22 protein-coding genes and 1 pseudogene are annotated in these 26,557 nt (G+C 70.8%); 6 read left to right on the top strand and 17 right to left on the bottom strand.

Annotation, left to right across the window (positions count from 1 at the left end):
* Positions 1-133: 133 nt before the first annotated feature.
* The 7 genes and pseudogenes from htpX to BSB02_RS41705 form a co-directional block, all read right to left on the bottom strand.
* Positions 134-985: a zinc metalloprotease HtpX gene (gene htpX / locus BSB02_RS33260; protein WP_084964954.1), complete on the bottom strand. Its 852-nt coding sequence runs from the start codon at positions 983-985 to the stop codon at positions 134-136.
* A 223-nt stretch (positions 986-1,208) separates the two neighbouring features.
* On the bottom strand, positions 1,209-2,726 hold the full coding sequence (locus tag BSB02_RS33255; RefSeq protein WP_084964953.1) for an NADH-quinone oxidoreductase subunit N: 1,518 nt from the start codon (positions 2,724-2,726) through the stop codon (positions 1,209-1,211).
* 280 nt (positions 2,727-3,006) lie between these two features.
* Positions 3,007-4,845 carry a complex I subunit 4 family protein gene (locus BSB02_RS33250; protein ID WP_084964952.1) on the bottom strand — a complete coding sequence of 613 codons (1,839 nt, stop codon included), beginning with the start codon at positions 4,843-4,845 and terminating at the stop codon, positions 3,007-3,009.
* Between the two features lie 244 nt (positions 4,846-5,089).
* Positions 5,090-7,075, bottom strand: coding sequence for an NADH-quinone oxidoreductase subunit 5 family protein (locus BSB02_RS33245; protein ID WP_084964951.1), 1,986 nt, complete (start codon positions 7,073-7,075; stop codon positions 5,090-5,092).
* Between the two features lie 539 nt (positions 7,076-7,614).
* Positions 7,615-7,917, bottom strand: a pseudogene (gene nuoK / locus BSB02_RS43715) (NADH-quinone oxidoreductase subunit NuoK); the annotation flags it as partial.
* Positions 7,917-8,579: an NADH-quinone oxidoreductase subunit J family protein gene (locus tag BSB02_RS33235; RefSeq protein ID WP_084964950.1), complete on the bottom strand. Its 663-nt coding sequence runs from the start codon at positions 8,577-8,579 to the stop codon at positions 7,917-7,919. The gene BSB02_RS33235 and the pseudogene nuoK, both read right to left, overlap by 1 nt.
* 2 nt (positions 8,580-8,581) lie before the next feature.
* A complete protein-coding gene (locus BSB02_RS41705) occupies positions 8,582-9,937 on the bottom strand; it encodes a 4Fe-4S binding protein (RefSeq protein WP_240506875.1) in 1,356 nt (451 codons plus the stop codon).
* Positions 9,938-10,260: 323 nt separating this feature from the next.
* Between BSB02_RS41705 and BSB02_RS33225 the strand changes: the two genes are divergently transcribed.
* The gene (locus BSB02_RS33225) at positions 10,261-11,478 is read left to right on the top strand and encodes a serine/threonine-protein kinase (protein WP_143591476.1); all 1,218 of its coding nucleotides are present in this window, start codon (positions 10,261-10,263) and stop codon (positions 11,476-11,478) included.
* 147 nt (positions 11,479-11,625) lie between these two features.
* Here BSB02_RS33225 and BSB02_RS33220 read toward each other — a convergent pair whose 3' ends face one another.
* From BSB02_RS33220 to BSB02_RS33195, 6 genes are all read right to left on the bottom strand, one after another.
* Positions 11,626-12,540: a hypothetical protein gene (locus tag BSB02_RS33220; RefSeq protein WP_143591474.1), complete on the bottom strand. Its 915-nt coding sequence runs from the start codon at positions 12,538-12,540 to the stop codon at positions 11,626-11,628.
* Positions 12,541-12,681: 141 nt separating this feature from the next.
* The gene (gene nuoH / locus BSB02_RS33215) at positions 12,682-13,632 is read right to left on the bottom strand and encodes an NADH-quinone oxidoreductase subunit NuoH (protein WP_084964947.1); all 951 of its coding nucleotides are present in this window, start codon (positions 13,630-13,632) and stop codon (positions 12,682-12,684) included.
* Positions 13,625-14,245, bottom strand: a complete 621-nt coding sequence (locus BSB02_RS33210) for an NADH-quinone oxidoreductase subunit C (RefSeq protein ID WP_240506870.1) — start codon at positions 14,243-14,245, stop codon at positions 13,625-13,627. Before BSB02_RS33210 ends, nuoH begins: the two co-directional genes overlap by 8 nt.
* Positions 14,242-14,766 (bottom strand): NADH-quinone oxidoreductase subunit NuoB, encoded by a 525-nt coding sequence (locus BSB02_RS33205; RefSeq protein ID WP_084964946.1) that lies wholly within the window; start codon positions 14,764-14,766, stop codon positions 14,242-14,244. The genes BSB02_RS33210 and BSB02_RS33205 overlap by 4 nt, the downstream gene beginning before the upstream one ends.
* A 49-nt stretch (positions 14,767-14,815) precedes the next feature.
* A complete protein-coding gene (locus BSB02_RS33200) occupies positions 14,816-16,018 on the bottom strand; it encodes a M48 family metallopeptidase (RefSeq protein WP_084964945.1) in 1,203 nt (400 codons plus the stop codon).
* Between the two features lie 20 nt (positions 16,019-16,038).
* Positions 16,039-16,410: an NADH-quinone oxidoreductase subunit A gene (locus BSB02_RS33195; RefSeq protein WP_084964944.1), complete on the bottom strand. Its 372-nt coding sequence runs from the start codon at positions 16,408-16,410 to the stop codon at positions 16,039-16,041.
* A 172-nt stretch (positions 16,411-16,582) separates the two neighbouring features.
* Here BSB02_RS33195 and BSB02_RS33190 point away from each other — a divergent pair, with 172 nt between their 5' ends.
* From BSB02_RS33190 to BSB02_RS33175, 5 genes are all read left to right on the top strand, one after another.
* Positions 16,583-18,037 carry a polysaccharide deacetylase family protein gene (locus tag BSB02_RS33190; protein WP_143591472.1) on the top strand — a complete coding sequence of 485 codons (1,455 nt, stop codon included), beginning with the start codon at positions 16,583-16,585 and terminating at the stop codon, positions 18,035-18,037.
* Between the two features lie 33 nt (positions 18,038-18,070).
* Positions 18,071-18,166, top strand: coding sequence for a putative leader peptide (locus BSB02_RS43710; RefSeq protein WP_420855904.1), 96 nt, complete (start codon positions 18,071-18,073; stop codon positions 18,164-18,166).
* Between the two features lie 121 nt (positions 18,167-18,287).
* On the top strand, positions 18,288-20,135 hold the full coding sequence (locus BSB02_RS33185; protein WP_084964942.1) for a 2-oxoacid:acceptor oxidoreductase subunit alpha: 1,848 nt from the start codon (positions 18,288-18,290) through the stop codon (positions 20,133-20,135).
* A complete protein-coding gene (locus BSB02_RS33180) occupies positions 20,128-21,186 on the top strand; it encodes a 2-oxoacid:ferredoxin oxidoreductase subunit beta (RefSeq protein ID WP_420855903.1) in 1,059 nt (352 codons plus the stop codon). The genes BSB02_RS33185 and BSB02_RS33180 overlap by 8 nt, the downstream gene beginning before the upstream one ends.
* Positions 21,187-21,332: 146 nt before the next feature.
* Positions 21,333-22,334: an LCP family protein gene (locus BSB02_RS33175; protein WP_143591470.1), complete on the top strand. Its 1,002-nt coding sequence runs from the start codon at positions 21,333-21,335 to the stop codon at positions 22,332-22,334.
* On the opposite strand, the gene rfbC is transcribed toward BSB02_RS33175, so the two are convergent.
* The 4 genes from rfbC to BSB02_RS33150 all read right to left on the bottom strand — a co-directional run bounded on the left by rfbC (position 22,322) and on the right by BSB02_RS33150 (position 26,494).
* Positions 22,322-22,924, bottom strand: a complete 603-nt coding sequence (gene rfbC, locus BSB02_RS33170) for a dTDP-4-dehydrorhamnose 3,5-epimerase (RefSeq protein WP_084964940.1) — start codon at positions 22,922-22,924, stop codon at positions 22,322-22,324. The genes BSB02_RS33175 and rfbC overlap by 13 nt on opposite strands.
* Positions 22,925-22,965: 41 nt before the next feature.
* Positions 22,966-24,240 carry a right-handed parallel beta-helix repeat-containing protein gene (locus BSB02_RS41700; RefSeq protein WP_206185023.1) on the bottom strand — a complete coding sequence of 425 codons (1,275 nt, stop codon included), beginning with the start codon at positions 24,238-24,240 and terminating at the stop codon, positions 22,966-22,968.
* Between the two features lie 192 nt (positions 24,241-24,432).
* Positions 24,433-25,332, bottom strand: a complete 900-nt coding sequence (locus BSB02_RS33155) for a right-handed parallel beta-helix repeat-containing protein (protein ID WP_143591467.1) — start codon at positions 25,330-25,332, stop codon at positions 24,433-24,435.
* Between the two features lie 22 nt (positions 25,333-25,354).
* Complete coding sequence (locus BSB02_RS33150) at positions 25,355-26,494, bottom strand: acyltransferase family protein (RefSeq protein ID WP_240506868.1); 1,140 nt, start codon at positions 26,492-26,494, stop codon at positions 25,355-25,357.
* Between the last annotated feature and the right edge of the window lie 63 nt (positions 26,495-26,557).

The following is a 26,557-nucleotide window of genomic DNA, read 5'->3' as shown; positions in this document are numbered from 1 at the left end:
CGGTCCTGCGCCAGTACATCGAGCAGCAGAACCGGCCCGGTTAGGCACGCTCGGGCCTGGCGGCCCTCCCGCGCGGGCCTTCACCCCGGCCTGAAGGCCGGAGCACTGGCCCGCATTTTGGTAGCCCGTGGGGTCAGCGGCGGTAGCCGGCCATGCGCTCCAGGCGCGCCACCCGCTCGGCGGTCGACGGGTGAGTGGAGAACAGGCGGCCGATACCCGAGCCGCTGAACGGGTTGGCGATCATCATGTGGGAGGCCGAGGTGAGGCGGCTGTTCTCGGGCAGCGGCAGCCTCCGCGCACCCATCTCGATCTTGCGCAGCGCCGACGCCAGCGCCAGCGGATCGCCGGTCAGCCGGGCGCCCGACTCGTCGGCCTGGAACTCCCGCGACCGCGAGATCGCCATCTGGATCATGGTCGCCGCCACCGGGCCGAGGACCATCATCAGCAGCGCGCCGAGGAAGCCGGGCCCCTCGTCGTCGTCCGAGCCGCCGAAGAAGACCGCGACATAGCTCAACCACGTGATCATGGTCGCCAGCGCGGCCGCCACCGAGGCGATCAGGATGTCCCTGTTGTACACGTGCGACAGCTCATGCGCGATCACGCCCCGCAGCTCGCGCTCGTCGAGGAGCTGCGTCAGGCCGTACGTCACGCAGACCGCCGCGTCGCGCGGGCTGCGGCCGGTCGCGAAGGCGTTCGGCTGCAGGGTCGGTGAGATGTACAGCCGCGGCATGGGCTGGCGTGCCTCGGTGGACAGCTCGCGCACGATGCGGAACAGCGCAGGCGCCTCGACCTCGCTCACCGGCCGGGCGCGCAGCGCCGACAACGCGATCCGGTCGGAGAAGAGGTACGCCACGCCGTTGCCCACCAGCGCCACCACGAGCGCGACCTGCACGCCCGTGCCGCCGCCGAGCCACGCCCCCACCGCAAGGATCAACGCGGACATGGCCCCCAGCAGGACCGCCGTGCGAAGACCGTTGTGGTGCAAGGTACCCCTCCGGTGATATGGGCGCGGACCACCCGGAGCTCGCGCCCCGCCGTCCTGTTCGCCAACCAACCGTGCCCGCCGTCACAGCGTGCCGGTCGGGCCGATTCGGCTATGTCACACGCCTACGCCCGACACCTGGCGCGCCCACGGGTCACGCGGGGCGCCGGGCTCGGCTTCTTCACCACGTTCAACGCCGAACCCCTGGTCAGGGTTCCCTGCGTGCTCAACCGGACGCGGAGAGCACCGCCACGTCCAGCACCAGTTGCGGCGCGACCGAAAACAGCACCGCGACGCCCAGCGCCAATCCGGCCGCCGCCCACGTCGCCAGGCCGGGGCGGCCCAGCCGTACCGGCCGCTCCAGATCGGGCGCGGGCGTGAACAGCCTCGCCGTCCAGACGACGTAGTAGTACAGGCCGATCACGGTGTTGACGGCCATGACCACGGCGAGCCAGCCCAGGCTGCCCTGGACGATCTCCCTGAACACCACGACCTTCGCGAACAGCCCGGCCAGCCCCGGCGGCATCCCCGCCAGGCAGATCAGGCTGAACGCGAGCGTCAGGCCCGCCGCCGGGCTCCGGTAGGCCAGGCCGCGGTAGTCGTCGAGCTCGTTGCGCGCGGCCCGCCGCGAGACCAGCATGACGACGGCGAAGGCGCCCAGGTTCATGGCCGCGTAGATGACCAGGTAGGCGATGGACGCGCTGACGGCCTCGGGACGCTGGACGGCGAGCGGGGCGAGGATGTAGCCGGACTGCGCGACCGAGGACCAGGCCAGCAGGCGCACCGCGGACCGCTGGCGCATGGCGAGGAGGTTGCCCACGGTCATGGTCAGCGCGGACACGATCGCCAGGATGGGCGCCCATGTGCCGATCTGGCTGCCCAGCGCGGTCACGAGGACCAGGATCAGGCCCGCGAATCCGGCGGCTTTGGAGATCACCGACAGCAGGGCCGCCACGGGGATCGGCGCGCCCTGGTACACGTCCGCCGCCCAGGAGTGGAACGGCACAGCCGCGATCTTGAAGGCGAACCCCGCCACGACCAGCACCACGCCCACGGTGACGACGGTCGGCGCGGTGACCGGGCCGGTCAGGGCCCTCGCCAGGTCCGCGAGGAAGACCGTGCCGCTCATGCCGTACAGGAGGGAGACGCCGAACAGCATGACCGCCGTGGAGACGATCGACACCAGGAACAGCTTGACCGCCGCCTCCGAGGCCCGGCCGTCGTAGCGCCGCAGGGCGGTGAGGGCGAAGACGGGGAGGGAGACGAGCTCGAGCGCCACGACGAGCATGACGAGGTCGCGGGAGGCGGGCAGGGTGACGGCGCCGGCCAGCGTGCACAGCAGGAGGAAATACCACTCGCCGACGGGGATCGCGCCGGTCGCGAGCTCGGTCATCGACAGGAGCACCACGACGATCCCGGCCGCCAGCACCAGGCCGGCGAAGATCAGGGTGAACTGGTCGACGACGAACGAGCATGGCGGTTCGGCGCCGGCGGGCTGGACACCCGGCCGGGGGGAGGCGGCCAGGTCGGCGGGGACGCAGAAGGTGCCCAGGCGCCGGCCGGCGGCGGCCTGGGCCACGAGGAAGGCACTCGCGGCCACGATGCCGCCGAGCGTGACGAAGCCCAGGGCGGGGCGCACTCGGGGGGTGTGGGGCAGGAAGGCGTCGAGCAGCAGCACGAGGCCGGCCACCAGGCAGAGGATGAGGGGTGGGGCGATGGCGAAATAGTCGATTGATTGAATCATGACACCACCCGTCGGGTGTTCCGGCCGCCCCGGCGTCGCGACCGGCGGTTTTGCGGCTTGAGGCCCTGCGGACAGCTCTTGATGAGGCCCCATGAACAGGTATTGAGGCCTAGCGGGCTGCCCATGAGGTCCCGTGAACAGCTCTTGAGGCCCTTTGGGCAGGTGCCGTACGGCCCGCGTCCCTGTCGCATGTGTGCGCAGGCATGTGCTCGCGGCGGCAACGCCGCCCGTCCGCCGGCGTTCGGCGAAGACCTGTCTCGCGTGCTGAGCCCTCCTGCGGTCAAGGCGTGGCTCCCAGGAGTGCCTGGACGGCCGGTGTCGTGACGGCGAGCAGCAGCTTCGGCCAGACACCGACGACCAGGACGAGCACGATCAACGGAGTCCACGCGACGAGCTCGTATCGCCGGATGTCCGGAAGGTCGCCGGGCCCGGGGCGTGGCGGCTCGGGGCGCGTCCCTGAGTCTCCCGAGCCAGCTTCGGCCAGGAAGTCGATCGGCTCCTCGTCGGGCCATTCGGCGGCGGGACGCCCCTCCACCGGGGCCTCCCCACGTCCCCCGACCTCCCTTTGCTCCTTAGCCTCCCCGAGCCCTTCGGCCACCGACACCCCGGAACCCGGCCCGGCCGGAACCGGACGCCGCGCCTCGTTCCACGGCCAGTCGCCCCACTCCGCGGCCTGATCGCCGTGGGCGCCCACGCCTACGGGATGGCCGGCCGCCGCGGCGCCCTGCGACGCACCGGCGCGGCGGCGGGGCACTCCATGCGTCACGCGCGACAGCATCACCAGGAAGTACGCGGCCGTGAGGAGGGCGCCCACGCCGCCGATCGCCATGAACGCCAGGAACAGCCCCCTGGGTAGCCCCGGTGCCGGTTGGAAGGCGCTGTAGAGGGCGAGCATCTCGCCCCAGAACCCGGCCAGTCCCGGCAGGCCCAGCGAGGCGTAGGAGGTGTAGCTGAGCACCGAGCCGAGGCGCGGCAGTGTGGCGAGCATGCCGCCGCCCAGCTTGGGCATCTCCGCCGTGCCGTACCTGGTCTTGATCGCACCGGCCAGGAAGAACAGCAGCCCGGTGATGAGGCCGTGGGCGATGTTGGCGAACAAGGCGGCGTTCATCCCGGTCGGGGTGAGCGTCGCCAGGCCCAGCAGCACGAAGCCCATGTGGCCGATGGAGGAGTACGCGATCATGCGTTTGAGGTCGCGTTGCGCGAGGCAGGCCAGGGCGCCGTAGACGATGCCGACCACGGCGAACGCCCCCAGCCAGGGAGCCACGGCCGCCGCGCCCTCCGGCAGGATCGGGATCGCGATCCTGGCGAAGCCGTACGTGCCCATCTTGAGCAGCACCCCGGCGAGCAGCACCGAGCCCACGGTGGGCGCCTCGGTGTGGGCGTCCGGGAGCCAGGTGTGCAGCGGCCACATCGGCGTCTTCACCGCCAGGCCGATGCCGACGGCGACGAAGGCGAGGACCTGGACGCCGCGGGCCATGCCGGCCCCGTGCGCTCTCGCCAGCTCGACCATGTCCAGGGTCCCGGTTTGCGCCCAGATGAGCAGCAGGCCGAGGAGCAGGACGACCGAGCCCAGGAGCGTGTAGAGGATGAACTTGATCGCGGCCGTGCGCCGTCCCGCGCCGCCCCAGATGGCGATCACGAAGTACATCGGGATCAGCACGACCTCGAAGAAGACGAAGAAGAGCAGGAGGTCGAGCGCGACGAACGTGCCGATCATGCCGACCTCGAGGACGAGGAGGGTGAAGACCAGCGCCCTCGGCCGTCCGGAGTCGGGTGCCAGCAGCTGGCCCGGCTCCCTGCCGGTGCCCCAGCACAGGTACACGAAGCAGAGGAACGTCAGCAGCGCCGTCAGCACCACCAGGGGCAGGGAGATGCCGTCGACGCCCAGGTGGAAGCGCAGGCCCAGGCCGGGGATCCACTCGCGGTCGACCTCGAACTGCGGCTGGGCGGAACGGCTGTAGTCGAAGGTCGCGACCAGCAGGAGGGACAGCGCGAGGGTCAGGCCCGAGACGGCCAGGCCGTACACGCGCAGCGGGCCCCGGCGGGCCATCGCGGGCGCGAACAGGATCGCCGCGCCGGCCAGCGGCACCGCGACCAATGAGACAAGCAGCCAGCTCATCGGCTCACCACCCCGTCCCGTCGTCTGGTGCCATGGCGTGGCCCCGATGCGGCGTGACCAGATCCGGCGGCGGCGTGCCGCCCGCCCGCATGCGTGTCATGCGCCACGCTTGAACCCGCGCCGCCGGAACATGGCGGGCCGACCGTCCGCATGCGTGCCACGCCCGTGCTCGGCTGCACCTGCTCCACGCCCGTGGCCGGCTGCACCCGCTCCACGCTCCCGGCGGGCCCCACATGCCTGTCGCTCATGTCAGCACCACCGCCCCCACCGCGATGATGAGCACTCCGGCCAGGACCCCGCTCACGTACAGCTGGACGTTGCCGTTCTGGGCGAGGCGCAGGAGGCCGGACGTGAGGCGCGCCGACCGGCCGGAGCCGCGCACCGCGCCGTCGACCACGCGGTCATCGGTGCGGAACACCAGCCGCGAGAGCGCCACGACGGGCCGGACGAAGAGCGCCGCGTACAGCGTGTCGACGTAGAAGGAGCGCTCGCAGGCCGTACGGAACGGACCCAGGACGCGGGCGGGATCGGCGACGGGATCGCTGCGCCAGAAGGCGTAGACGCCTCCCGCTCCCAGCAGGGCCAGCACGACGCTGACGATGGCGACCCCCGCGTCCAGGTGGGCGATGCCGGGCAGGCCCAGCAGGACGGCCGGGACGGACAGGAGCACGATCGGCAGCAGCATGGACAGCGGCGCTTCCCGGACGTCGATGACGTGCGCCGTGCCGGGCGGAGGCTCGGCCAGCGCGACCGCCCTGCTCTCGCCGAAGAACGTGCGCAACCATGCGCGAGTCGCGTAGGCGCCGGTCACCGCCACGGTCGCCAGGGCGCAGCCGTACAGCACCAGAGCGGGGACGTCGGCCAGCACCGGCCCGGCCGCCCCCGGGACACCGGCCGGCGGCTCGCCCGCGACGGCGCGGTCGAGGGCGGACAGGACGCTGTCCTTGCTGAAGAAGCCGCTCGCGGGCGGCAGGCCCATGAGCGCCGCGAAGCCCACCGACATCGTGACGAACGTGACCGGCAGCTGGCGGCGCAGCCCGCCCATCTGGCTCATCAGGTTCGAGCCCACGTGATGGATGGCCACCCCGGCGCACAGGAACAGCAGCGCCTTGAACGCTCCGTGCGTGAGCAGGTGGAAGATCGCCGCGGTGTCGGAGCCGGCGGCCAGGGCCGCGGCCATGAAGGCGAGCTGGCTGATCGTGGAATAGGCGAGGACCCGTTTCAGGTCGTCCTGTGCCAGGGCCGCCAGGGCGGAGCCGAGCATGCCGAGCGCGGCCATGACGGCGAGCACGGCGAGCGTGAGCGGGGCGCCGAGGAAGGCGGGGAAGAGGCGGGCGACGACGAAGATGCCCGCGGCGACCATCGTGGCGGCGTGGATCAGCGCGCTGATCGGCGTCGGGCCGGCCATCGCGTCGGGCAGCCAGGTGTGGAGCGGCACCTGCGCGCTCTTTCCCGCCACGCCCGCGAGGAGCAGCATCGTGGCGATGACGAGCGTCGCCGGGGACATCTCGGGGACCTTGGCGAGCACGTCCGAGACGCGGAAGCTGTCCGCGGCCGTGCCCAGGACGAAGATGCCGAACAGGAACCCGACGTCGCCGAGCCGTGTCACCAGGAACGCCTTGATCGCCGCCCGCGAGTTGCCGAGGTCCTCCCACCAGTGGCCGATCAGCAGGTAGGAGCACAAGCCCATGACCTCCCAGCCGACGTACATGACCAGCAGGTCGCCGGCGAAGACCACCAGGAGCATGGCGCTGGTGAACAGGCTCACGAACGCGCTGTAGGAGGGGTAGCGGGCGTCGTCCTTGAGGTAGCCGACCGAGTAGACCTGCACGGCGAGCGCGACGAGCGTCACGAGGACGCCGGCGAGCGTGGACAGGCCGTCAGCCTGGAGGGACAGGGAGATCGGGACCGCGCCGGTCTCTATCGTGCCGTAGTCGGCGACGAAGTCCGCGCCGGACCGCTCGGCGCCTCCGATCCGGGCCACGAAGGTGAGGCCTTGGTGCCAGGCCAGCCATAGGGCAAGTACGGCCGAGGCCGCGATGGGCACGGTGGCGTACCACGCGGCCCTGCGGTTGGCGGCGTGGGCGGTGTCGTCGGGCGTGCCACGATGGGACCGACGATGCGGCCATCGCGGCAGGAGAAGGCCCGCGAACGCCCCGGCGAACGGAAGCAGGATCGTGACCAGGGGCGCGACGGCCACGACGGTTGGCTGGGCTGCGCCGGCCGTCATCCCTTGCCTCCTCGCCTGACGTGTCGCGTGTCGGGCTGCTCGCCGACCCGCTCTCCGCCGTCCGCCGACTGCCCCGTCGCCCGCGTTTTCTCGCCGGCCGTCTCCTCCCCGGCTGTCTCCTCCCTGGCCGTCTTCTCCCGGACCGTCGGCTCTGTGGTCGTCTCCCCGGCCGTCGGCTCCCCGACCGTCGGCTCTGTGGTCGGCGCCTCTGTGGCCGACGCTCCGGGAGGCGGCTGCCCCGTCACCGGCTCGGCCGTACCCGCCTCTGGCCCCGCTGTCTCTGCCTGCCCCTCGACCTGGTCTGTGCGCGCCGGTTCGGCCGTCTCCGCACGCGCCTCAACGGTGTCCGTAGGCGGCGCCGTCGCCTCTGTCGGGGACGCGACCGCCCCCGCCGATCCCCTGCTGCCCGTGGATGCCCTGTCGCCGGCTCGCTGTGCCGCCGGGGAGTTCGCGCTCCTGACCGCGGTCTCCGCCAGCTCGCGGCGAGGGGCGGGCGCCTCGGAGGCCGGAGCGGTGGGCGCGTAGGGCTCGTCTGGCCCCTCCGCGAGGTCGCGCAGGCGGTCGATGTCGACCGTGGCGCGGTTCCTGAACACCGCCAGGACGATGGCCAGCCCCACGCCCAGCTCGGCCGCGGCGATGACGATCACGAACAGGGTGAGGACCTGCCCCCCGTGCAGGCGGTCGCCGAGCCACACGTCGAACGCCACCAGGTTGATGTTGACGGCGTTGAGCATGAGCTCCACCGACATCAGCACGAGGATCGTGTTGCGGCGGGCAAGGACGCCGTAGACACCGATGGAGAAGAGCACCGCGGACAGGACCGACGGGTAGACGATGTGCACTACTTCCCCCCGGATCGGCCGGTTGGAGGGGAGGCCAGGCTGGGCGAGGCTTTCTCGTCTCGGTCTGGTACGGCTTGCGCGCCGTCCTCCGGGGGTGGGGCGCCTCCGGGATCGGCGCCACGCCCGGCGCCGGGGCGGATGTCCGTGCGCGACAGGACGATCGCGCCGATCAGCGCGGCCAGGAGGAGGACCGACAGCGCCTCGAACGGCAGGACCCAGGTGCGGAAGACGCTCGAACCGAGCTCCTTGGCGGCTCCGGGACCCGGCTCCAGCGGCGTGTAGGCGCCGCGGAAGCCCTCGACGACGACGGTGATGAGGACTCCGGCCGTCGCCAGCGCCACGATCGCGGCGACCACGCGGTTGCGGCTGTCCAGATCGGGCGAGCGGCCGATGGGGGCGCGCGTGAGCATGATGCCGAACAGGAGGAGGACGACCACCGCGCCGACGTAGATGAGCACCTGGACCCAGGCGACGAACTCGGCGGTCAGGATCAGGTAGCAGCCCGCCAGGGCGCCGAAGGACAGCACGAGCCACAGCGCCGCGTGGACGAGGTGCTTGGTGGTGACGACGAGCAGCGCCGCCCCCGCCGCGACGACGCCGAGGAGCAAGAAGACGATCTCTTGCCCGGTCGGCGGCAGGAAGGGGGGCACCGGGTCGGTCACGGCTATTCCTCCTCGGGCTCCCGTGTGTCGGCAGGCTTCAACCGGCCTGGCGGAGGGATGGACCGCGGATCGGCCATCCTGCGCCTGCGTGGCTCCGCGCCTGAAGTGTGCTCCTTCGAGGGCAGGTCGGACGGCGGCTCCTCCGAAGTTGTGGACAACTCCTCGGCAGAAGGTCGCTCTGTGGATGACGGTGCGGGTGCGCCCTCCGACGCAGATGTTTCCGCTGTTTCCGCCGACTCGGCCGCACCAGGCGTCGCCGTGCCAGGCGTCGCCGTGCCAGGCGTCGCCGTGCGCGCAGGTTCCGCTGCACTGGTTGGCGTCGCCTCACCCGGTGACTCGGTGGTGTCCGGTGGCGTCGCCGTATCCGGACCTGCTGTCGTGCCAGGTCCCGCCGCCGCGTCAGATCCCGCCGTCGTGCCCGACGGCTGATCGGTGCCGGACGGCTGCGCCGTACCAGGTGCAGGTGGCGTTGCCGTACCGGATGGCGTTGCCGTACCAGGTGGCGGAGCAGCGGTGCTGTCGCCAGAAGACGGCAGTGAGCCCGGTGGTCTGATCGAGCGGACGTTGCTGATCGTGGGACGCGGGCGCCTGCCAGGGACGGTGGGCTCCTTGCCGGAAACGGCCTCTCCGCCGGAGATCGTGGATTCACCGCCGGAAACCGTGGACCCAGGTTCTGCCGCCTGCGACGATTCCGCGTCCGGCGACTCCCCTGCGGGCTCCGCGGCCGCACGGGCCGAGGGCGGAGACGGCCTGTGCGGGCTCGACGCCTCGGCGTCGGCCTCGCCCGAAGGCTCCGGACGCGCCGGACGCGCCGCCCCCCGGGCCTCGGAGGCGCGAGGCTCCGGAGTTCCGGAAGCAGCCGGTCGTCCCCGAGCCGCCTCCGAACGGCCCTCGCCCGCGGCCTCCTGAGCGGCGTCCGGAGGCGCCGCCTCGCCACGACGCGCCCTCGCCGCGGCCCCGCGAGCCTCGCCCCGAGCCGCCGCGCCACGCGGCGCCGCAGCGCCCTCGTCACCCCGCACCGGGCGGCGCGGCGTCGCGCTCAGCTCCTTGGGCGGCTCGGCGCCCACCTCGTGCGCGGGCGGCGGCGGAACGGTCGCCGCCCACGCCGCCAGCCGGTCCTTCTCATGGAGAAGGTTACGGATGTCCCCCGCCGCGTACTCGAACTCCGGCGACCAGAACAGCGCGTCGAAGGGGCACACCTCAATGCAGATGCCGCAGTACATGCACAGCGAGAAGTCGATCGCGAACCGGTCGAGGACGTTGCGCTGGCGCGGCCGACCGCCCTCGGGCGCCGGGAGCGTCTCCTTGTGGGAGTCGATGTAGATGCACCAAACCGGGCATTCCCTGGCGCACAGCATGCAGGAGGTGCAGTTCTCCTCGACCAGGGCGATCACGCCACGGCTGCGCGCCGGGAGGTCAGGGCGCACCTCGGGGTACTGCTGCGTCACCGAACGGCGCAGCATGTGGCGAAGGGTGATGGACAGCCCCTTTGCCAGCCCTACTCCCGGTATCCGGCCCATGATTCATCATCATGGCGCACTACGCGCCATAGGTGAATGAGCCGGTCCTCGGAAGCCACGATTTCCCCAGCCATCCCCGGTCATCCACAGGTTGTCCGCAAGTTATCCACAGGATGGCCGACGGGGCTCCGCGGTCCGATTTGGCCCGATAGTCTTCCCGCATGCCGTACCCCCAAGGCCGCCCGAGTGCAGGCGCATGGGCGGCCGCCGTGGCGTGGGCCGTCCTGCCATTGGTGACGTGCGGTCTGGCGACGCCGTTCTCGATCGGTTTCGCCGCTTTCTGGCTGCGCAGCGTCTTCCAGGCCGTCGCCGCGTTCCTCTACCTGCTGTGCGTCGTCATCTTCATCGCGGTGTCGACCGGTTACGAGGAGTTCGACGACATCCCCGAGCCGACCTCGACCGTGGTGTCGTTCCTCCTGGTCGCGAGCTGGCTCGGCGGCGTCATCCACTCGGGGATCCTGGTCCCGGCGATGGTCAGGGCGCGCCACGCGGAGGCCCACTACGTTCCGGTACGGCACGCGGCCCCCATGCCCCCGCCGATGCAGCACGCGACCCACTCGTCTCCCGCCATGCGGCAGGCGACGCACGCCTCTGCTCCGGTACGGCATGACGGGCCCCAGTTCATCGGGCCCTACCGCGTCCTGCAGGCCCTGGGCAGGGGCGGGCAGGGAGCCGTCTACCTGGCCGCCACGCCGCACGGCGCCAAGGTGGCCGTGAAGGTGCTGCACGAGCTGGGTGACGAGGTGTCGCGGCAGCGGTTCCTCCGTGAGGTGGAGGCCGCGCGCCGGGTGGCCACGTTCTCCACGGCCAGGGTGCTGGACGTGAGCATCAACGGGCCGCAGGCGTACATCGTGAGCGAGTACGTCGACGGGCCCTCGCTCGAGCAGCTGGTCCGCCGGTACGGCCCGCGCGACGCCGACAGCCTGACACGCCTGGCGTTGTCCACATCCGGGGCCCTCGCGGCCATCCACAAGGCCGGGATCGTGCATCGTGACTTCAAACCGAGCAACATCCTCATCGGCGCCGACGGCCCCCGGGTGATCGACTTCGGCATCGCCCGCGCGCTGGACCAGGTCACGGTGACGTCGGGGAAGATGGTCGGCACTCCTCCCTACATGTCGCCGGAGCAGCTGTCCGGGCAGCCGGTGGGGCCGCCGTCGGATGTGTTCAGCTGGGGGGTGACGATGCTGTTCGCGGCCACGGGGCGACCGGCGTTCGGGGAGGACAGCGTTCCGGCGGTTTTCCACAGGGTGCTCACCGTTCATCCCGACCTGTCGCCGCTGCCGCCGTCGCTGCGCAGGATCGTGGGGACGTGTCTGGACAAGACGCCGGAGAACCGGCCGAGCGCTTCCGACGTGATGCTGGCGATCGTGCATTGAGGTGTGCGGGCGGCAGTGCGTGAGCGTGGGACGGACCCACCCGGCGACCACCGGTCCGTGACCCGCCGGGATGGCTTCGCCTGTGCGAGGTGGCTTCTCAGCCGCCGGAGCCGAGCGGGCGCACTAACGACCTGCGGGTCATTACGGCTAGCCGATCGCGTACCGCGCCTGCCGCACCCACTCCAGGTACTCCTCCCGGGACGGCCTGAGCACCCGCAACGCCAGGCGGTGCCGCGTGGCGAAACGATGGACGTCGTCCGGGTTCCAGGAGCCGGGCAGGTGGTAGAGGACCCGGCCGGTGGCGTTCGCCGCCAGGAGGCCGGACAGGTCTTCGTGGCGATAGAGGGTCAACCCCGCGACACCGTCCTGGCCGAGCCGTACCGCCGGAAGCACGTCCTTGCCCCGCGTCACCTGGAACCAGCGGCCCCGCCGTACCGTCACCAAGGTCCCGCCGGGCGCCCACAGCGCATCGCCCCGCCGTACCCGAAACCGGTGGAACCGCCCGCGGACCGGGCGCAGCAGGACGGCGACCGGGCTGAGCAGCAGGATCGCCCACTTGGCGTCCAGGAGGTCGAGCAGGGCGCGACCGGCCCACGACAGGCCGCGCCAGACCAGCCAGCCGGACATCGTGATCACATAGGCCATCGCCGCCAGGGTGAGGACGGCCCCGCAGGTGACGACCACCTTGTGGACACGGGTGAAGTGGAACACCTTCCGCCCGTGCAGCCGCCGCCAGCCGGGGGCACGACCCGCCAGCACCGCCGGAGCGCGGCGCACCACGGCGGAGGTGTCGTCCTGGAAGTCCACTCCGGCGTCCGTGGCCAGCCGTCGGGCGTCGATGCGCGACCACTTTCCCGGCAGGTCCAGCATGACCAGGCCGTCCCCGTCGAGGAGGGCCAGGCCGTCGACCACGACGGTGTCGTTCTTGGCGCGGCGATGCTGGTCGTAGCGGTAGCGGTACAGCGTCGACGGCCGCAGCCGCACCTGACCGTCCGGGGCTTCGGCGACGAACGCGCCGCCGTCCCAGGAGAGCGAGATCTCCGGAACCGGGGCGCCTTCCACGGCCCCCGCCTGCGGCCGGATCGCCCGGCCTACCACCCCTGTGCCTACTTCCCCTTTGCCCGCATCCTGCATGAAAACCTCTCGATCCGGCCCCCTGTCAGGTCCTGACGGATAAAGGCGGCATAAAGTTCCGCGGACCGGCTAAACGAGCACCTTCACCACCCCGGTGATCGCCAGCTGGAGAAGGGCAAGCGGCACGAGCCCGGCCCAGGCCAGCTTCTGCAGCTGGTCCTCGCGCAGCCGCGGGTAGCTGACGCGCAGCCAGATGACCACGAACGCCAGCGCGAACACCTTGACCAGCGTCCACATCCAGCCGGGCAGCAGGGGCCCCTGCCAGCCGCCGAGGAACAGCACCGTGGTCAGGAACGCCAGCACGACGATCCCGACGTACTCCGCGAGCATGAACAGGGCGAAGCGCATCCCCGTGTACTCGGTCATCGGGCCCATGATGATCTCGGACTCGGCGATCGGCATGTCGAACGGCGGGCGCCGCAGCTCGGCCAGGCCCGCGACGAAGAACACGAAGGCGCCGATCGCCTGCCAGGGCAGCCACCACCACTGCCACGCCTCGACGATGCCCGGGAGCGACAGCGTGCCCGCGGCCATCGCGACCGAGGAGGCGGACAGGACCAGCGGCAGCTCGTAGGAAATCAGCTGGGCGGCCGCCCGCATGCCGCCGAGCACCGAGAACTTGTTGGCCGACGCCCACCCGGCCATGATCGCCCCGAGCACGCCCACGCCCATGACGGCGAGCGCGAAGAACAGGCCGAGGTCCAGGTCGACGCCCACGAAGTCGCGGTCGAGGGGGATGACGATGAGCACGAGGAGGTACGGCACGAGCGCCACGCCGGGCGCGATCATGAACACGCGGCGGTCCGCCGCCGCCGGGATGACGTCCTCCTTCTGGGCGAACTTGACCCCGTCCGCGATGAGCTGGGCCCAGCCGTGGAAGCGACCGGCGTACATGGGGCCGAGGCGGGACTGCATGTGCGCCATGGCCTTGTGCTCGGTCTGGCCGACGATGAGCGGGAGGAGCAGGAAGATCAACAGGATGACGACGAAGCGCAGGAGGATGTCGAGGAACTCAGCCATCGGACTCCCCCGCCGACTCCACCGACTCCGCCGACTCCGCTGGCTCCGCTGGTTCCGCCGGTTCCGCGCCCTCCCGCAGGGCCAGGCTGGGCGCGGGCAGGGAGGTCGAGCTGGGCGCGTCCCAGTCGGGCGGGACACCGGGCGGCAGCACCTTGCGGCGCGACGGCGCCGCCTCCCCCGGCTCCTTGGCCCCCGGCCACGGTTTGGCCACCCGGGCCGCCAGGATGAACTCCTTGCGCAGCGGATGCCCCTCGAACCCCTCGGGCAGCAGCAACGGCACCAGGTGGGGATGCCCCTCGAAGACCACGCCGAACATCTCGAAGGTCTCCCGCTCGTGCCAGTTCGCCCCCCGGTAGACGCCGACCGCCGAGGGCAGCGTGGGATCGGAGCGCGGCACCCACGTGCGCAGCAGCAGCCGGTCGAGCGTGGCCGGGTTGTAGACGTGCGCGACGACGAAGAAGCCCTCCGGCGGGTCGTCCACGCCGGTCAGCCAGTCGAAGAACTCATACCCCTCGTCCCGGCACCGGCTCAGCAGCGTGATCCAGTCGCCGCGCTCGACGTCGACCGTCTTCTCCCCGAACGTCTCGGACACCTGGCCGATGCTTGTGTTCACGCCTTCTCCCCGTGCGCCCGCGCCCAGAGGTACCGGTCGCTCAACCGCTCCCCGGCGATCTTCTCCTGCAGCGTCATGATGCCGTGGAGCAGCGCCTCCGGCCGGGGCGGGCAGCCGGGCACGTAGACGTCGACGGGGATGATCTGGTCGACGCCGTTGGTGACGCAGTAGGAGTCCCAGTACGGCCCGCCGCTGTTGGAGCAGGCGCCGAAGGAGATGACGTACTTCGGATCGGGCATCTGCTCGTACAGGCGCTTGACGGCCGGGGCCATCTTGTCGGTCACGGTCCCCGAAACGATCATGAGGTCCGCCTGGCGTGGCCCGTTGGCGAAGGGGATGACGCCGAACCGGATGAAGTCGTGCCTCGACATCGAGGTGGCGATGAACTCGATCGCGCAGCAGGCCAGCCCGAAGTTGAACACCCACAGGGAGTACCGCCTGCCCCAGTTCAGGATGAACCGCATGGGCTTGGGGGCCAGCCGCGAGACCGGCCCCACCGTGGGCATCGGAAGATCGGCCATGGGGCCATTGTCCCGCGATGCCGCGACGAGGAGTAGAGGGCCGCCCGCACTAGCCGTACAGCGCCGCCCGCGACCTCTCCGCCGCCGCCCGCGCCACCCGCGCCGCCACCTGCTCCAGCTCGCGGTCGATCGCCTCCATCGCCGCCGCCCGCACCAGCGGTTCCCGGTACGGCAGAGCCGTCAGGAAGTCGTGACGCAGGTGCGTGGGCGGATGCGTCTCGTCCACGCGCACGTCGCCCAGCCGGGCGGCGCGGCGGCGCCGTTCGAGCTCCGACTCCGGCACCGCGTCCACATACCGCCGCACGGACCCCCACAGGTCCTCACGCGCCATGTGGGCCGAGGTCTCCAGGTATCCCGCCGCGATGGGCAGGCGGCCGAGGAACCCGTCCATGAGCGAGGCGGCTGCCTCCGTGCCGCCGACCTCGGCGGCGAGCCGGTCGGCCCGGTACTCGGCCGCCTGGGACGCGCGGAGCGTGAGCATCAGCAGAAGCAGGTAGACCCCGCTGACGACCGTCCGGGCCGTCCACATCACGCCCCGGGTGAGGATCTCGACGAGGCCGCCCTCGTCGGGGTCCCGGGCGGTGAGCCACAGCTCCTCCAGCGCCGCCATGGCCGATCCGACGACGAACCCGTGCCGGGCGTCGCCGTTCACCGTGTGTCCCATCTCGTGCCCCAGCAGCGCGACCCGTTCCTGGGGATCGAGCAGGATCCAGAGCGGGTAGCCGATCACCAGGAAGCGCCGCCGGAGCATGCCGTACGTGCCGATGGCCGCGTTGACCTCGCCGTTGACGAGAATGAGGTGCGGCCGGGGCGCGCGGATGGCGCCGGCCACCTCCTCGACCAGCCGATGCAGCTCGGGAGCGGCGTCGCGGCCGAGCGGCTCGCCCTCGGGCAGCCGCCCGGGCCTGGGCAGGAGCAGCCACGCCAGGCCCAGCGCCGCCACGCCGAGGACGACGCCGACGACGTGGAGCCGGGTGACGAGCCAGACACCGCCCACGATGAGGGCCACCGTGAACAGGTGCACGAGCACGGCCACCGTATAGCTGGCGATCTTGGCGATCCGGCCGCCCCGGCCGCGGACCGCGTTGCCGTGGAGGCCGTGGGCCAGCCGCGCGTGCCAGCGGTCCATCCAGCCGGAGGCCGCGGGGCCCTCGGGGAGGACGTTCCAGTCGCACGCCGGGCACCACGGGGCGACACGGGGATCGTGGTCGATGGGCGCGGCGCAGTCCGGGCATGTCTCGACGGGCGGCATGGCCGTCACTTATAGCAGCGCTATGTCCAGGACAGAACCCTTTTACGCCAGGCATAGAGGATGCCGAGTGCAATGAACCCCAGGAACACGAACATCTCGACGAGCGTGGTCATCCCGAAGCCGGGCGCGGCGAAGACGGTCGCCCACGGGAAGAGGAAGACGGCGTCGACCGCGAAGACCACGTAGAGGTAGGTGAAGACGTAGTAGCGGATCTGCGACTGCGCCCAGCCCTCGCCGACCGGGTCGACGCCGCACTCGTAGGTGAGCAGCTTGTCGGGGGTGGGCCTGGAGGGGCGGAGCATCCGGTTGGCGAGCAGCGCGACGGCCACGATGCCCACGCCGATCGCGAGGAGCACGGCGACCAGCAGGTAGGAGCCGAAGTAGCCGTCCATGGCGCGATCGTAACTCCTCGCCGGCCTCCGGTCCCAGCCTCCAGACGTCAGTGAAGGCGACACCCCACGCATCTCACAAGTAACTGTTCGTACCCCAAATAACCGGCCGCCTAACCCCAAGAGACCGTAAAACAGGCATAGGTCACTCTTGGCAGAAATTAAGGTCCCATTCATGCATATAAAGCGGTTCTTCGGAGGAATCGCACTTCTCGTCGCCGGCCTGACCGGCTGCGGCGTGACCCCGCCAGCCCCCGAACTTGACGGGCCGGTCCCCGCCGACCCCACGAGGATCCCCTTCGTGGCGCCCGCGGCGGTCCAGGGCCTGACCCCCATGACCGTCACCGACGAGAACTCAGCGTATGTGCTCTACCCCCACTTCGCCGACGTGCCCGCGTTCAACCGCGCCCTGCGCCAGGAGGTCGACCGGCAGCTGACCGAGTTCCGCGAACGCACCCGGGGCAGCGGCCTGCGCTCCGAGCTCACCGTGGAGTGGCGGCTGGCCGCCTTCTCCCCCCAGGTCATCGGAGTACGGCTGCGCACCGGCGAGTTCGCGGACGGCGGCTGGGGCCACTCCCTGCGCACGCTCTGGTACGACCGCGGCAGCGGGCAGGCGGTCCCGTCCAAGGGCCTGGTCAAGGACCTGCCGGCGGTCAAGCGCCTGGTGCTGGACCAGCTGCTCAGGCGCGAGCGCATCGGCGATCCCGGCTCCGGCACGCGCCCGCTGGTCACGGACGAGGCCATGGACTCGATGGCGTTCAACGCCGACGGCGACCTGGTCGTGGAGTTCGACGACTGCCAGGTGGCGGCGTGCGCGCAGGGCCGGGTGGCCGTGACCGTGTCGGCCGAGCAGGCACTGCCGCTGCTGTCGCGGACCGGACGGCTGGCGCAGGCCGCCGCCCTCCGGGCCGCCCTGCGGCCCGCCGTCCCGCCGCTCGCGCAGACCCCCGCGACCCCCTCACCCTCCTCGGCCGTCCCCCGCTTCCTCGCCGCGCCGCCCTCCCGGGCCGTCGACTGCGCCACCGCCAAGTGCGTCGCCCTCACCTTCGAGGACGGCCCCGGCCCCCACACCGCCGACCTGCTCGACATCCTGAGGAAGGAGCACGCCAGGGCCACGTTCTTCACGGTCGGCCTGAACGCCGCCGCCGACCCGGACATCGTGCGCCGCATCCACCGGGAAGGCCACGTGGTCGCCAACCACACCTGGGCACACCTCGACCTGACGAAACTGTCCTCCAGCCGCGTCACCGACTCGCTGAGCCGTACCCAGGACGCGCTCGCCGCGGCCACCGGGGAGCGGCCCACGCTGGCCCGCCCGCCGTACGGCAACGCGGGCAGGGAGGCCGAGGCGGTCGCCGAACGGCTCGGCCTGGCACTGGTGACCTGGGACGTCGACGCCGGCGACGAGCACGAGAGGGCCCCGTGCGAGATCGTGCGGAAGGTCGTCGGGGAGGCGCACGCGGGGGCCATCGTCCGCATGCACGAGATCCACCGGACGACCGTCGAGGCGGTCGCGGCCATCCTCAAGGAGCTCCGCAGGAAGGGTTTCGAGCTCGTCACCGTTCCCGAGTTGTACGGCGATGCCGGAATGCGGGCGGGTCGGGTGTACTCATCCGGCCCCCTGGACTGAGCCACGCGGCAGGGGGACGTATAGTTGGCGCTCGTGACCCCAACGCTCCTCGTCGCCCGCCTGCACGTCGACCTGTGTCGGCTCGCGTCCGGGCTCTGTCAAGGGTCCCGTTCTCTCGTCGCCCAATGAAAAGACTGCGTTTACCCGCTTTGGGCAGTGTGGAAACGTGTGACCCCTTCGAGGATCTAGCATGGAAATAGACAACGCGCCACAGCGACAGTACCCACGGCGCGTCGAGGAGGTCTGAGCTGTGAGCAAGCAGGTTCAGCAACTCGACCGCGTGATCATCCGCTTCGCCGGAGACTCCGGCGACGGCATGCAGCTCACCGGCGACCGCTTCACCGCGGGCACGGCGGAGTTCGGCAACGACCTGTCGACCTTCCCCAACTTCCCCGCCGAGATCCGGGCCCCCGCGGGCACCCTGCCCGGCGTGTCCAGCTTCCAGCTCCACTTCGCCGACCACGACATCCTGACCCCCGGCGACGCGCCCAACGTCCTGGTGGCCATGAACCCCGCCGCGCTGAAGGCCAACCTGCCCGACCTGCCGCGCGGCGCCGACATCATCGTCAACACCGACGAGTTCACCAAGCGCAACCTCCAGAAGGTCGGCTACGAGACCAATCCGCTGGAGGACGGCTCGCTGAGCGAGTGGCGCGTCCACGCGGTGCCGCTGACCTCGCTGACGGTCAAGGCGCTGGAGAACTTCGACATCTCCAAGAAGGACGCCGAGCGTTCCAAGAACATGTTCGCCCTCGGGCTGCTGAGCTGGCTCTACCACCGGCCGACCGAGCACACGATCAAGTTCATCGAGACGAAGTTCGCCAGGAAGCCCGAGATCGCCAAGGCGAACGTGGCGGCCTTCCAGGCGGGCTGGAACTACGGCGAGACCACCGAGTCGTTCTCGGTGTCGTACGAGGTCAAGCCAGCCAAGCTGGCGCCGGGCGTCTACCGCAACATCACCGGCAACCAGGCGCTGGCCCTGGGCCTGATCGCGGCCGGCGTGCAGAGCGGGCTGCCGCTGTTCCTCGGCTCCTATCCGATCACCCCGGCCAGCGACATCCTGCACGAGCTGTCCAAGCACAAGAACTTCGGCGTGCGCACCTTCCAGGCCGAGGACGAGATCGCCGGCGTCGGCGCGGCGCTGGGCGCCTCCTTCGGCGGGGCGCTGGGCGTGACCACCACCAGCGGCCCCGGCGTGGCGCTGAAGGCCGAGACGGTGGGCCTGGCGGTGGCGACCGAGCTGCCGCTGATCCTGGTGGACGTGCAGCGGGCCGGGCCGAGCACCGGCATGCCGACCAAGACCGAGCAGGCCGACCTGCTGATGGCGCTGTTCGGCCGCAACGGCGAGTCGCCGGTGCCGGTGGTGGCGCCGCGCTCGCCCAGCGACTGCTTCGACGCCGCCCTCGAGGCCGCCCGGATCGCGATCAAGTACCGCACGCCGGTCTACCTGCTGTCGGACGGCTACCTGGCCAACGGGTCGGAGCCGTGGCGCCTGCCGGAACTTTCCGAATTGCCGGACATTTCCCAGGAGTTCACCGCCGCGCCCAACGGCGAGGACGGCACGACCTTCCTGCCCTACAAGCGCGACCCGGAGACGCTGGCCCGGCCCTGGGCGATCCCGGGAACGGCCGGCCTGGAGCACCGCATCGGCGGCATCGAGAAGGCCGACGGCACCGGCAACATCTCCTACGACCCGGCCAACCACGACCTGATGGTGCGGCTGCGCCAGGCCAAGGTCGACGGCATCGACGTGCCCGACCTGGAGGTCGACGACCCCTCGGGCGAGGCGAACGTGCTGGTGGTGGGCTGGGGGTCGACCTACGGGCCGATCGCGGCAGCCGTACGCCGGATCAGGAAGGCGGGCGGCCACGTCGCCCAGGCGCACTTCCGCCACCTCAACCCGCTGCCCAAGAACACCGGCGAGGTCCTCAGGAAGTACGACAAGGTCCTGCTGCCCGAGGTCAACCTCGGCCAGCTGGCCATGATCCTGCGGGCGAGGTACCTCGTGGACGTCATCGGCTACAACCGCGTGCGCGGGCTTCCGTTCAAGGCCGAGGAACTGGCCGGAGTCATCCAGGACGTGATCGACAGTGCCTGACAACCTGACTGAGCTGGTGAACGGCAAGGGCCTGGCCCTCGTTCCCAAGGCCGAGGGCAAGCAGTCGCTCAAGGACTACAAGAGCGACCAGGAGGTCCGCTGGTGCCCCGGCTGCGGCGACTACGCCATCCTGGCCGCGGTGCAGAGCTTCCTGCCCGAGCTGGGGCTGCGGCGCGAGAACATCGTGTTCGTCTCCGGCATCGGCTGCTCCAGCCGCTTCCCGTACTACCTGAACACCTACGGCTTCCACTCCATCCACGGCCGCGCCCCGGCGATCGCCACCGGGCTGGCCGCGAGCAGGCCCGACCTGAGCGTGTGGGTGATCACGGGTGACGGCGACGCGCTGTCGATCGGCGGCAACCACCTGATCCACGCGCTGCGCCGCAACGTCAACCTCAACATCCTGCTGTTCAACAACAGGATCTACGGGCTGACCAAGGGCCAGTACTCCCCCACCAGCGAGCTCGGCAAGATCACCAAATCGACGCCGATGGGCTCGCTGGACCGGCCGTTCAACCCGATCTCCCTGGTGCTGGGCGCCGAGGCCACCTTCGTCGCCCGGACGATCGACTCCGACCGCAAGCACCTGCAGTCGGTGCTGCGCGAGGCGACCGCCCACCGCGGCACGTCGTTCGTGGAGATCTACCAGAACTGCAACATCTTCAACGACAACGCCTTCGAGCCGCTGAAGGACCCCGAGGTGCGCGACGACATCACGCTGCGGCTGGAGCACGGGCAGCCGATCGTGAGCGCCACCAAGGCGGTCGTGCGGGGGGCGGACGGCGGCCTGGAGGTCGTGCCGCGCGACAGCGTAAGCGAGGACCGGATCCTCGTGCACGACGCGCACAACCCCGACCCGTCGGTGGCCTTCGCGCTGTCGCGGCTGGACGAGCCGGCCTTCGAGCACGTGCCGATCGGCATCTTCCGCCAGGTGGACCGGCCCAGCTACGACTCGCTCATGCAGGGCCAGCTGGATGAGGCCGTGGCCCAGCAGGGCCGGGGCGACCTGGGGGCGCTGCTGCACGCCGGGGACACCTGGCGCATCGACTGACACGGGCCGGACCGGCGGCCCGCGCCCTCACCGACAGGCGCGGGCCGCCGTCTCGTTTCCCGGTGTGTACGGCTTGGCCCGGCTCCTGGCGATCGGGGCGGTCGGCTACCATTTCCCCACCATCGGCCACGTCGACGGGACGAGCTGTGACAGAGGGAGAAGCCGCATCCGAGCGTCCACGCACGCGCCGGCGCAAGTTATTGATCGTCACCGCGCTCGTCCTGCTGGTCCCGCTCGCCGCGCTCACGATCCTCGCCTTCGAGCGGCAGTACACCTACAACAGCAACATCAAGCGCATCGGCCAGGTCTTCCCCGACGAGCCCGAGCGTCCGGCCAGGGTCGCGGGCTCGGCGCAGAACTGGCTGTTCGTCGGGTCCGACCGCAGGCCGGAGGAGCTGGGACACCAGCGCGCCGACACGATCATGATCGTGCACCTGCCGCCGGACAGGAGGCGTGTCTACCTGATCAGCATCCCGCGCGACGCCTACGTGCCCATTCCCGGGCACGGCAAGGACAAGATCAACGCGGCGTACGCGTTCGGGGGGCCGAAGCTGCTCATCAAGACCGTCGAGCAGCTGACCAAGGTCCGCATCGACCACTTCGCCGCGCTCGACTTCCGCGGCTTCGTCGACATCACCAAGGCGATCGGCGGCGTGGAGCTCCACCTGATGCAGACCGTCCACGACCCGATCAGCAAGATCACCTGGAAGCAGGGCAAGGTCGTCCTGGAGGGTGAGAGCGCGCTGAACTTCGTCCGCCAGCGCTACAACCTGGCGGGCGGCGACTTCGACCGGATCAAGCGCCAGCAGGCCTTCCTCCGCGCGCTCGGCGAGAAGGTGGTCAGCAAGGGCACGCTCACCGATCCCCTCGCGCTCAACGAGCTGCTGGAGGCGGTCACCAAGTCGATCAGCGTCGACTCCGGCGTGACGCTGGGCACGCTGCGCGACCTGGCGCTGGAGTTGCGCCACGTGCGCGCCAAGGACCTGATCTCGACGGTCGTCCCCATGAAGGGCGTCGGCACGGTCAAGGGGGCCAGCGTCGTCAAGCTGGACGCCGCCGAGAGCGCCAAGCTCTACGAGGCGCTCAGGACCAACAAGATCGGCGAGTACCTGCCGGAGGACTCGCTGACCTCCACCTACGTGTGGTGAAGCTTGAGCTTGTCGTAGAAGGCCAGGCATTCCCGGTAGTCGGGCAGCGTGCCCGCGGCCAGGGCCTCGGCGAGTGAGGGGGCCGCGGCGTCCTTCGGCGACAGGATCGGCGCCACACCGGCCGGCCAGGCTATGCCCAGGTCGGGGTCGAGGGGGTGGACACCGTGCTCTCTGGCCGGGCGGTACGGCTCCGAGCACAGGTAGGTGATCACGGCGTCGTCGCTGAGGGCCAGGAAGCCGTGGCCGAGCCCCTCCGCGATGAAGACGCCCCTGCGCGAGACGTCGTCGAGCTCCACGGCGGTCCAGCGGCCGAACGTCGGCGAGCTGGCGCGCAGGTCGACGACGACGTCCAGGACGGCTCCCCTAAGGCAGGTGACGTACTTCGCCTGCCCCGGGGGGACGTCGGCGAAGTGGACGCCTCTCAGGACGCCGCGCCTGGAGACCGAGGTGTTCGCCTGGGCCAGGCCGAGGGCGCGGCCGGTGGCCTCCGCCAGCCGGTCCGCGCGGAACCATTCCAGGAACGTGCCGCGGTCGTCGGCGTGGATGGCGGGCGTGAACACCCAGGCGCCCTCGATGTCCAACGGTTCCACTTACGGCGACCTCCGACCTCGTCGTCCCCGAACGTACGCCATCATCCCCCGGCCACGCTGGTGCCGGTCTCCTCCCAGACGTTGCCCGACCAGACGTTGCCCGGACCGTCCATGTCGAAGTACGCCACGGGGCCGTAGTAGCCGCCCTTGGGCCAGACAGCACGGCTGAAGACGTTGCCGACGATCTTGATGTTGGACGACTTGCCCAGCTTGCCGGCTCCGCCGTACAGGGAGTAGCCGCCGCCGGCGAGGTAGTTGCCCTCGACGAGGACGTCGTGGACGACGCTGAAGTCCTGGAACAGGGCGATGGCGCCGGTCTGGTCGAGGGTGTTGATCACCGTGTTGTGGCGGATGACCAGCTTGGCGCCCTTGGGCGGGCCGCCGGAGGTGGTGATCATGTCGGTGTGGTCACCGTCGAAGTACACCGGGTCGTGCAGGTAGTTGTCCTCGATGACGCCCTGGTCGGTGTAGATGCCGTCGGTGATCGTGTGGATGTCGCTGCGCAGCACGGTCAGCATGCCGCCCTGGTTGAGGACGCCGACCTGGGTGCGGTTGCGCCCGTCGCCGGAGATCTCGCTGTCCTCGATGCGCAGGCCCGAGTGTCCCTTGCGCTGGAGCACGGCCCAGTTGCCGCCGGTCCCGATGACCCGGGTGTTCCTGATGACGACGTCGTCGGCGTAGATGTCGATGTCGCCGTGGACTTCGAGGTTCTCGATGACCGTGCCGTCCTTGGTGATCTTCAGGGGGCCGCTCTTGGTGAGCTTGGTCCCCTGGGACGGGCCGGTGGTGCCGGCGTTCGGGAAGCCGCCGGTGGGCGGCGGGTCGGTCGGGCGGTCCGGGGTGGGCGTGACCTTCGTCGGCGTCGGGGTCGGCGTGATCTTCGTGGGGGTTGGCGTCGGCGTGGTGAGTGTGGGCGAGGGAGTTGCCTTCGTCGGCGTCGGGGTCGGCGTGGCCTTCGTGGGCGTCGGGGTCGGGGTGACCTTCGTGGGCGTCGGTGACGGTGTCACGGTGCCCGGCGTCGGCTCGAGCGTGATGGGCCCGTGCGACGCGGTCACGGTGGGCCGCGGGCTCGTGGTCACCCTGGTCCACGTCGGCGTCGGCGCGGGTCGCTGCGGCGTGTGCCGCCAGCGCGGACGGGGCTTGCGCGTCGGGGTCGGCCGCGGCCTCCACGTCTTCTGGGTCTTCTGGGTCCACGCCTTCTGGCTCGCCCGCGCCTTCCCCTCCTGGTACTCGGTCCAGTACGCCACGGGGGAGGCGCCGTAGTAGACGAGCGGGGCGCCGAGGGCGACGACCCCGGCGGCGACGATCCCGATCATCAGACGGCGGGTCGCCCGCCTCCTCCTACGCCTGCCCTGAAGCCGCTGTAACCGGCTCATGCGCCGCGCATGCACGATGTGCTCCTAGGGATCGGCAACGTTTCCCGCGCGGCAGCATAACGATCCGATAGCGGATATAACCTCATTTTCCCCAAATGCAGCATGAGACATTCCGGTTTCAAACGGCCGCGCTCACTGGCCCGATGAGGGCACCTCCCTGCCGTCCTCCCACTTGTTGTCCTTCCAGACGTTGCCCGCGCCCCCGGCGTCCCAGTACGCCACGGGCCCGTGATAGCCGCCCTTGGGCCAGACGCGCCGGCTGAAGACGTTGGCCACGACGTGGATGTTGGTCGCGGTGCCGCGCTTGCCGCCCCCGCCGTACAGCGAGTAGCCGCCGCCGGCCAGCAGGTTGTTGATGATGTAGACGTCCCTGGGCACGCTAAAGTCCTGGAACAGCGAGATGGCGCCGGTCTGGCCGAGCGTGTTGATCACCGTGTTGCGCCTGATCACCAGCCGGCTGCCGGGCCGCGGCGCACCCGTGCTCACGATCATGTCGGAGTGGTCGCCCTCGTAGAAGGCGGGGTTGTGGATGTAGGAGTCCTCGACCACGCCCTGGCTGGTGACGATGCCGTCGGTGATGGTGTGGACGTCCACGCGGCGGACGGTCAGCTCCCCGCCCATGTTGAGGATGCCCGACTGGGTGCGTTTGCGGCCGTCACCGAAGACCTCGCTGTCCTCGACGACCAGACCGCCGTACTCGGCGCGCTGGATGATGCCCCATTCGCCCTCCGGGGCGTGCACGGCGACGTTGCGGACGATGACGTCGTCCGCCTGGACGTCGATGTCGCCGTGGACCTCCAGCCCGTCGAGCACGGTGCCGGGGATGGTCACCTTGATGGACTTGGTCTTGCGCAGCTTGATCCCCGGCGGGACCCCGGTGTTGTCCGGGCCCGGCCAGCCGCCCGGCAGGGTGGTGGGCGGCACGGGACCGGGGGCGAGCGGATCGGCCTGCCGTACTTTGGTCGGCTCCGCCGTGCACGCGGCGAGGACGGCGACCAGCACGATCAGAACCAGCGAGGCGGTGCGCCGCATGGTCGGCTCTCCCTTGTCCACTTCACTCCGCGACGGGTGCGGGCTCACGGCTGCCCTTGATCCGGGTGACGAGAGCGGCGCGCAGGGCGCCCCAGCTGCGGTGGCGCAGCACGGGCTCCTCGAAGGCCTGGGCGAACAGCCACGATCCGAGGATGATCGCGGGCGTTCCGGCCAGCACGATAGCCAGGAACGCCGGCACGGGCGACAAACCCAGCGGGACGACGCCGAATTGCCAGACGATTCCCAGGATCGGCGCGTGGACCAGGTAGACGCTGTAGGAGAAACGGCCCGTCCACCGCAGGAAGCGCACCTCGAACAGGGCGCGCAGCCGGTCGGAGCGCATCGTGGCCAGCCCGGCGAGCAGCAGCGCGGTGAGGGCGCCGACGGCCAGGTCGATCCAGAAGTAGCGGGGGATGACCGCGGCGGACCCCGCGGCCCAGAACCAGGCCACGAGCACGGCCGCGCCGAGCCCGGCGGTCGCCAGGGCCAGCGGGGCGAACCTCGCGCCCGGTGGCCGGCTGAGCACCTGGGCGCCGGCCATCCCGAACACGAACAGGGCCAGGAACTGCGGCACCAGGTTCAGCAGCGGCTCGAACAGCGCGACGTTGACGGCCAGCAGCTGGGTGGCCAGGACCAGCGCGGTGACCGAGGCCACGAGCACCGCCAGCCCGGTACGGCGGAGCAGCACCAGCAGGATCGGGAACAGGAAGTAGATCTGCCACTCGATGGCGATGGACCAGAAGGCCCCGTTGGGCGACTCGCTGCCGATGACGTCCTGCAGCAGCAGCCCGTGGACGATCACGCCCTTGAGCGTGACCGGCTGCTCGCCGAGGACCGCGCCGTCGTGCCCGAGGATCTTCTCGTCCCTGACCAGCAACAGCAGGCAGGATAAGGCGATCGCCGCCCAGTAGGTCGGCACGATGCGCCACGCCCGCCGCCTGAAGAACCGCCGGGCGCCGCCGACCAGCCGCTGGTCGTTCCTGCCCGGCTCGATGGCCAGCGAGAAGCCCGACAACACGATGAAGACCGCCACGCCCAGGTGGCCGTAGGCCAGCCAGCCCACCCACCACGGCCCGTCGTTGGCGGGGTATCCCTGCCACACGCCCAGCCACATGTGGTGGAGGGCGACGTACAGCGCGGCGACGGCCCTGATGCCGTCCAAGTAGCTCAGGCGGATCCGACTGCGAGGCGATCCAACGGCATCGCTCAGGGACACGGTCGTCAG

The organism is Thermoactinospora rubra (assembly GCF_002093975.1).
Taxonomy (GTDB): domain Bacteria; phylum Actinomycetota; class Actinomycetes; order Streptosporangiales; family Streptosporangiaceae; genus Nonomuraea; species Nonomuraea rubra_A.
Note: the sequence above shows the minus strand (reverse complement) of the source record. Positions and strands in the feature narration are given on the sequence as shown.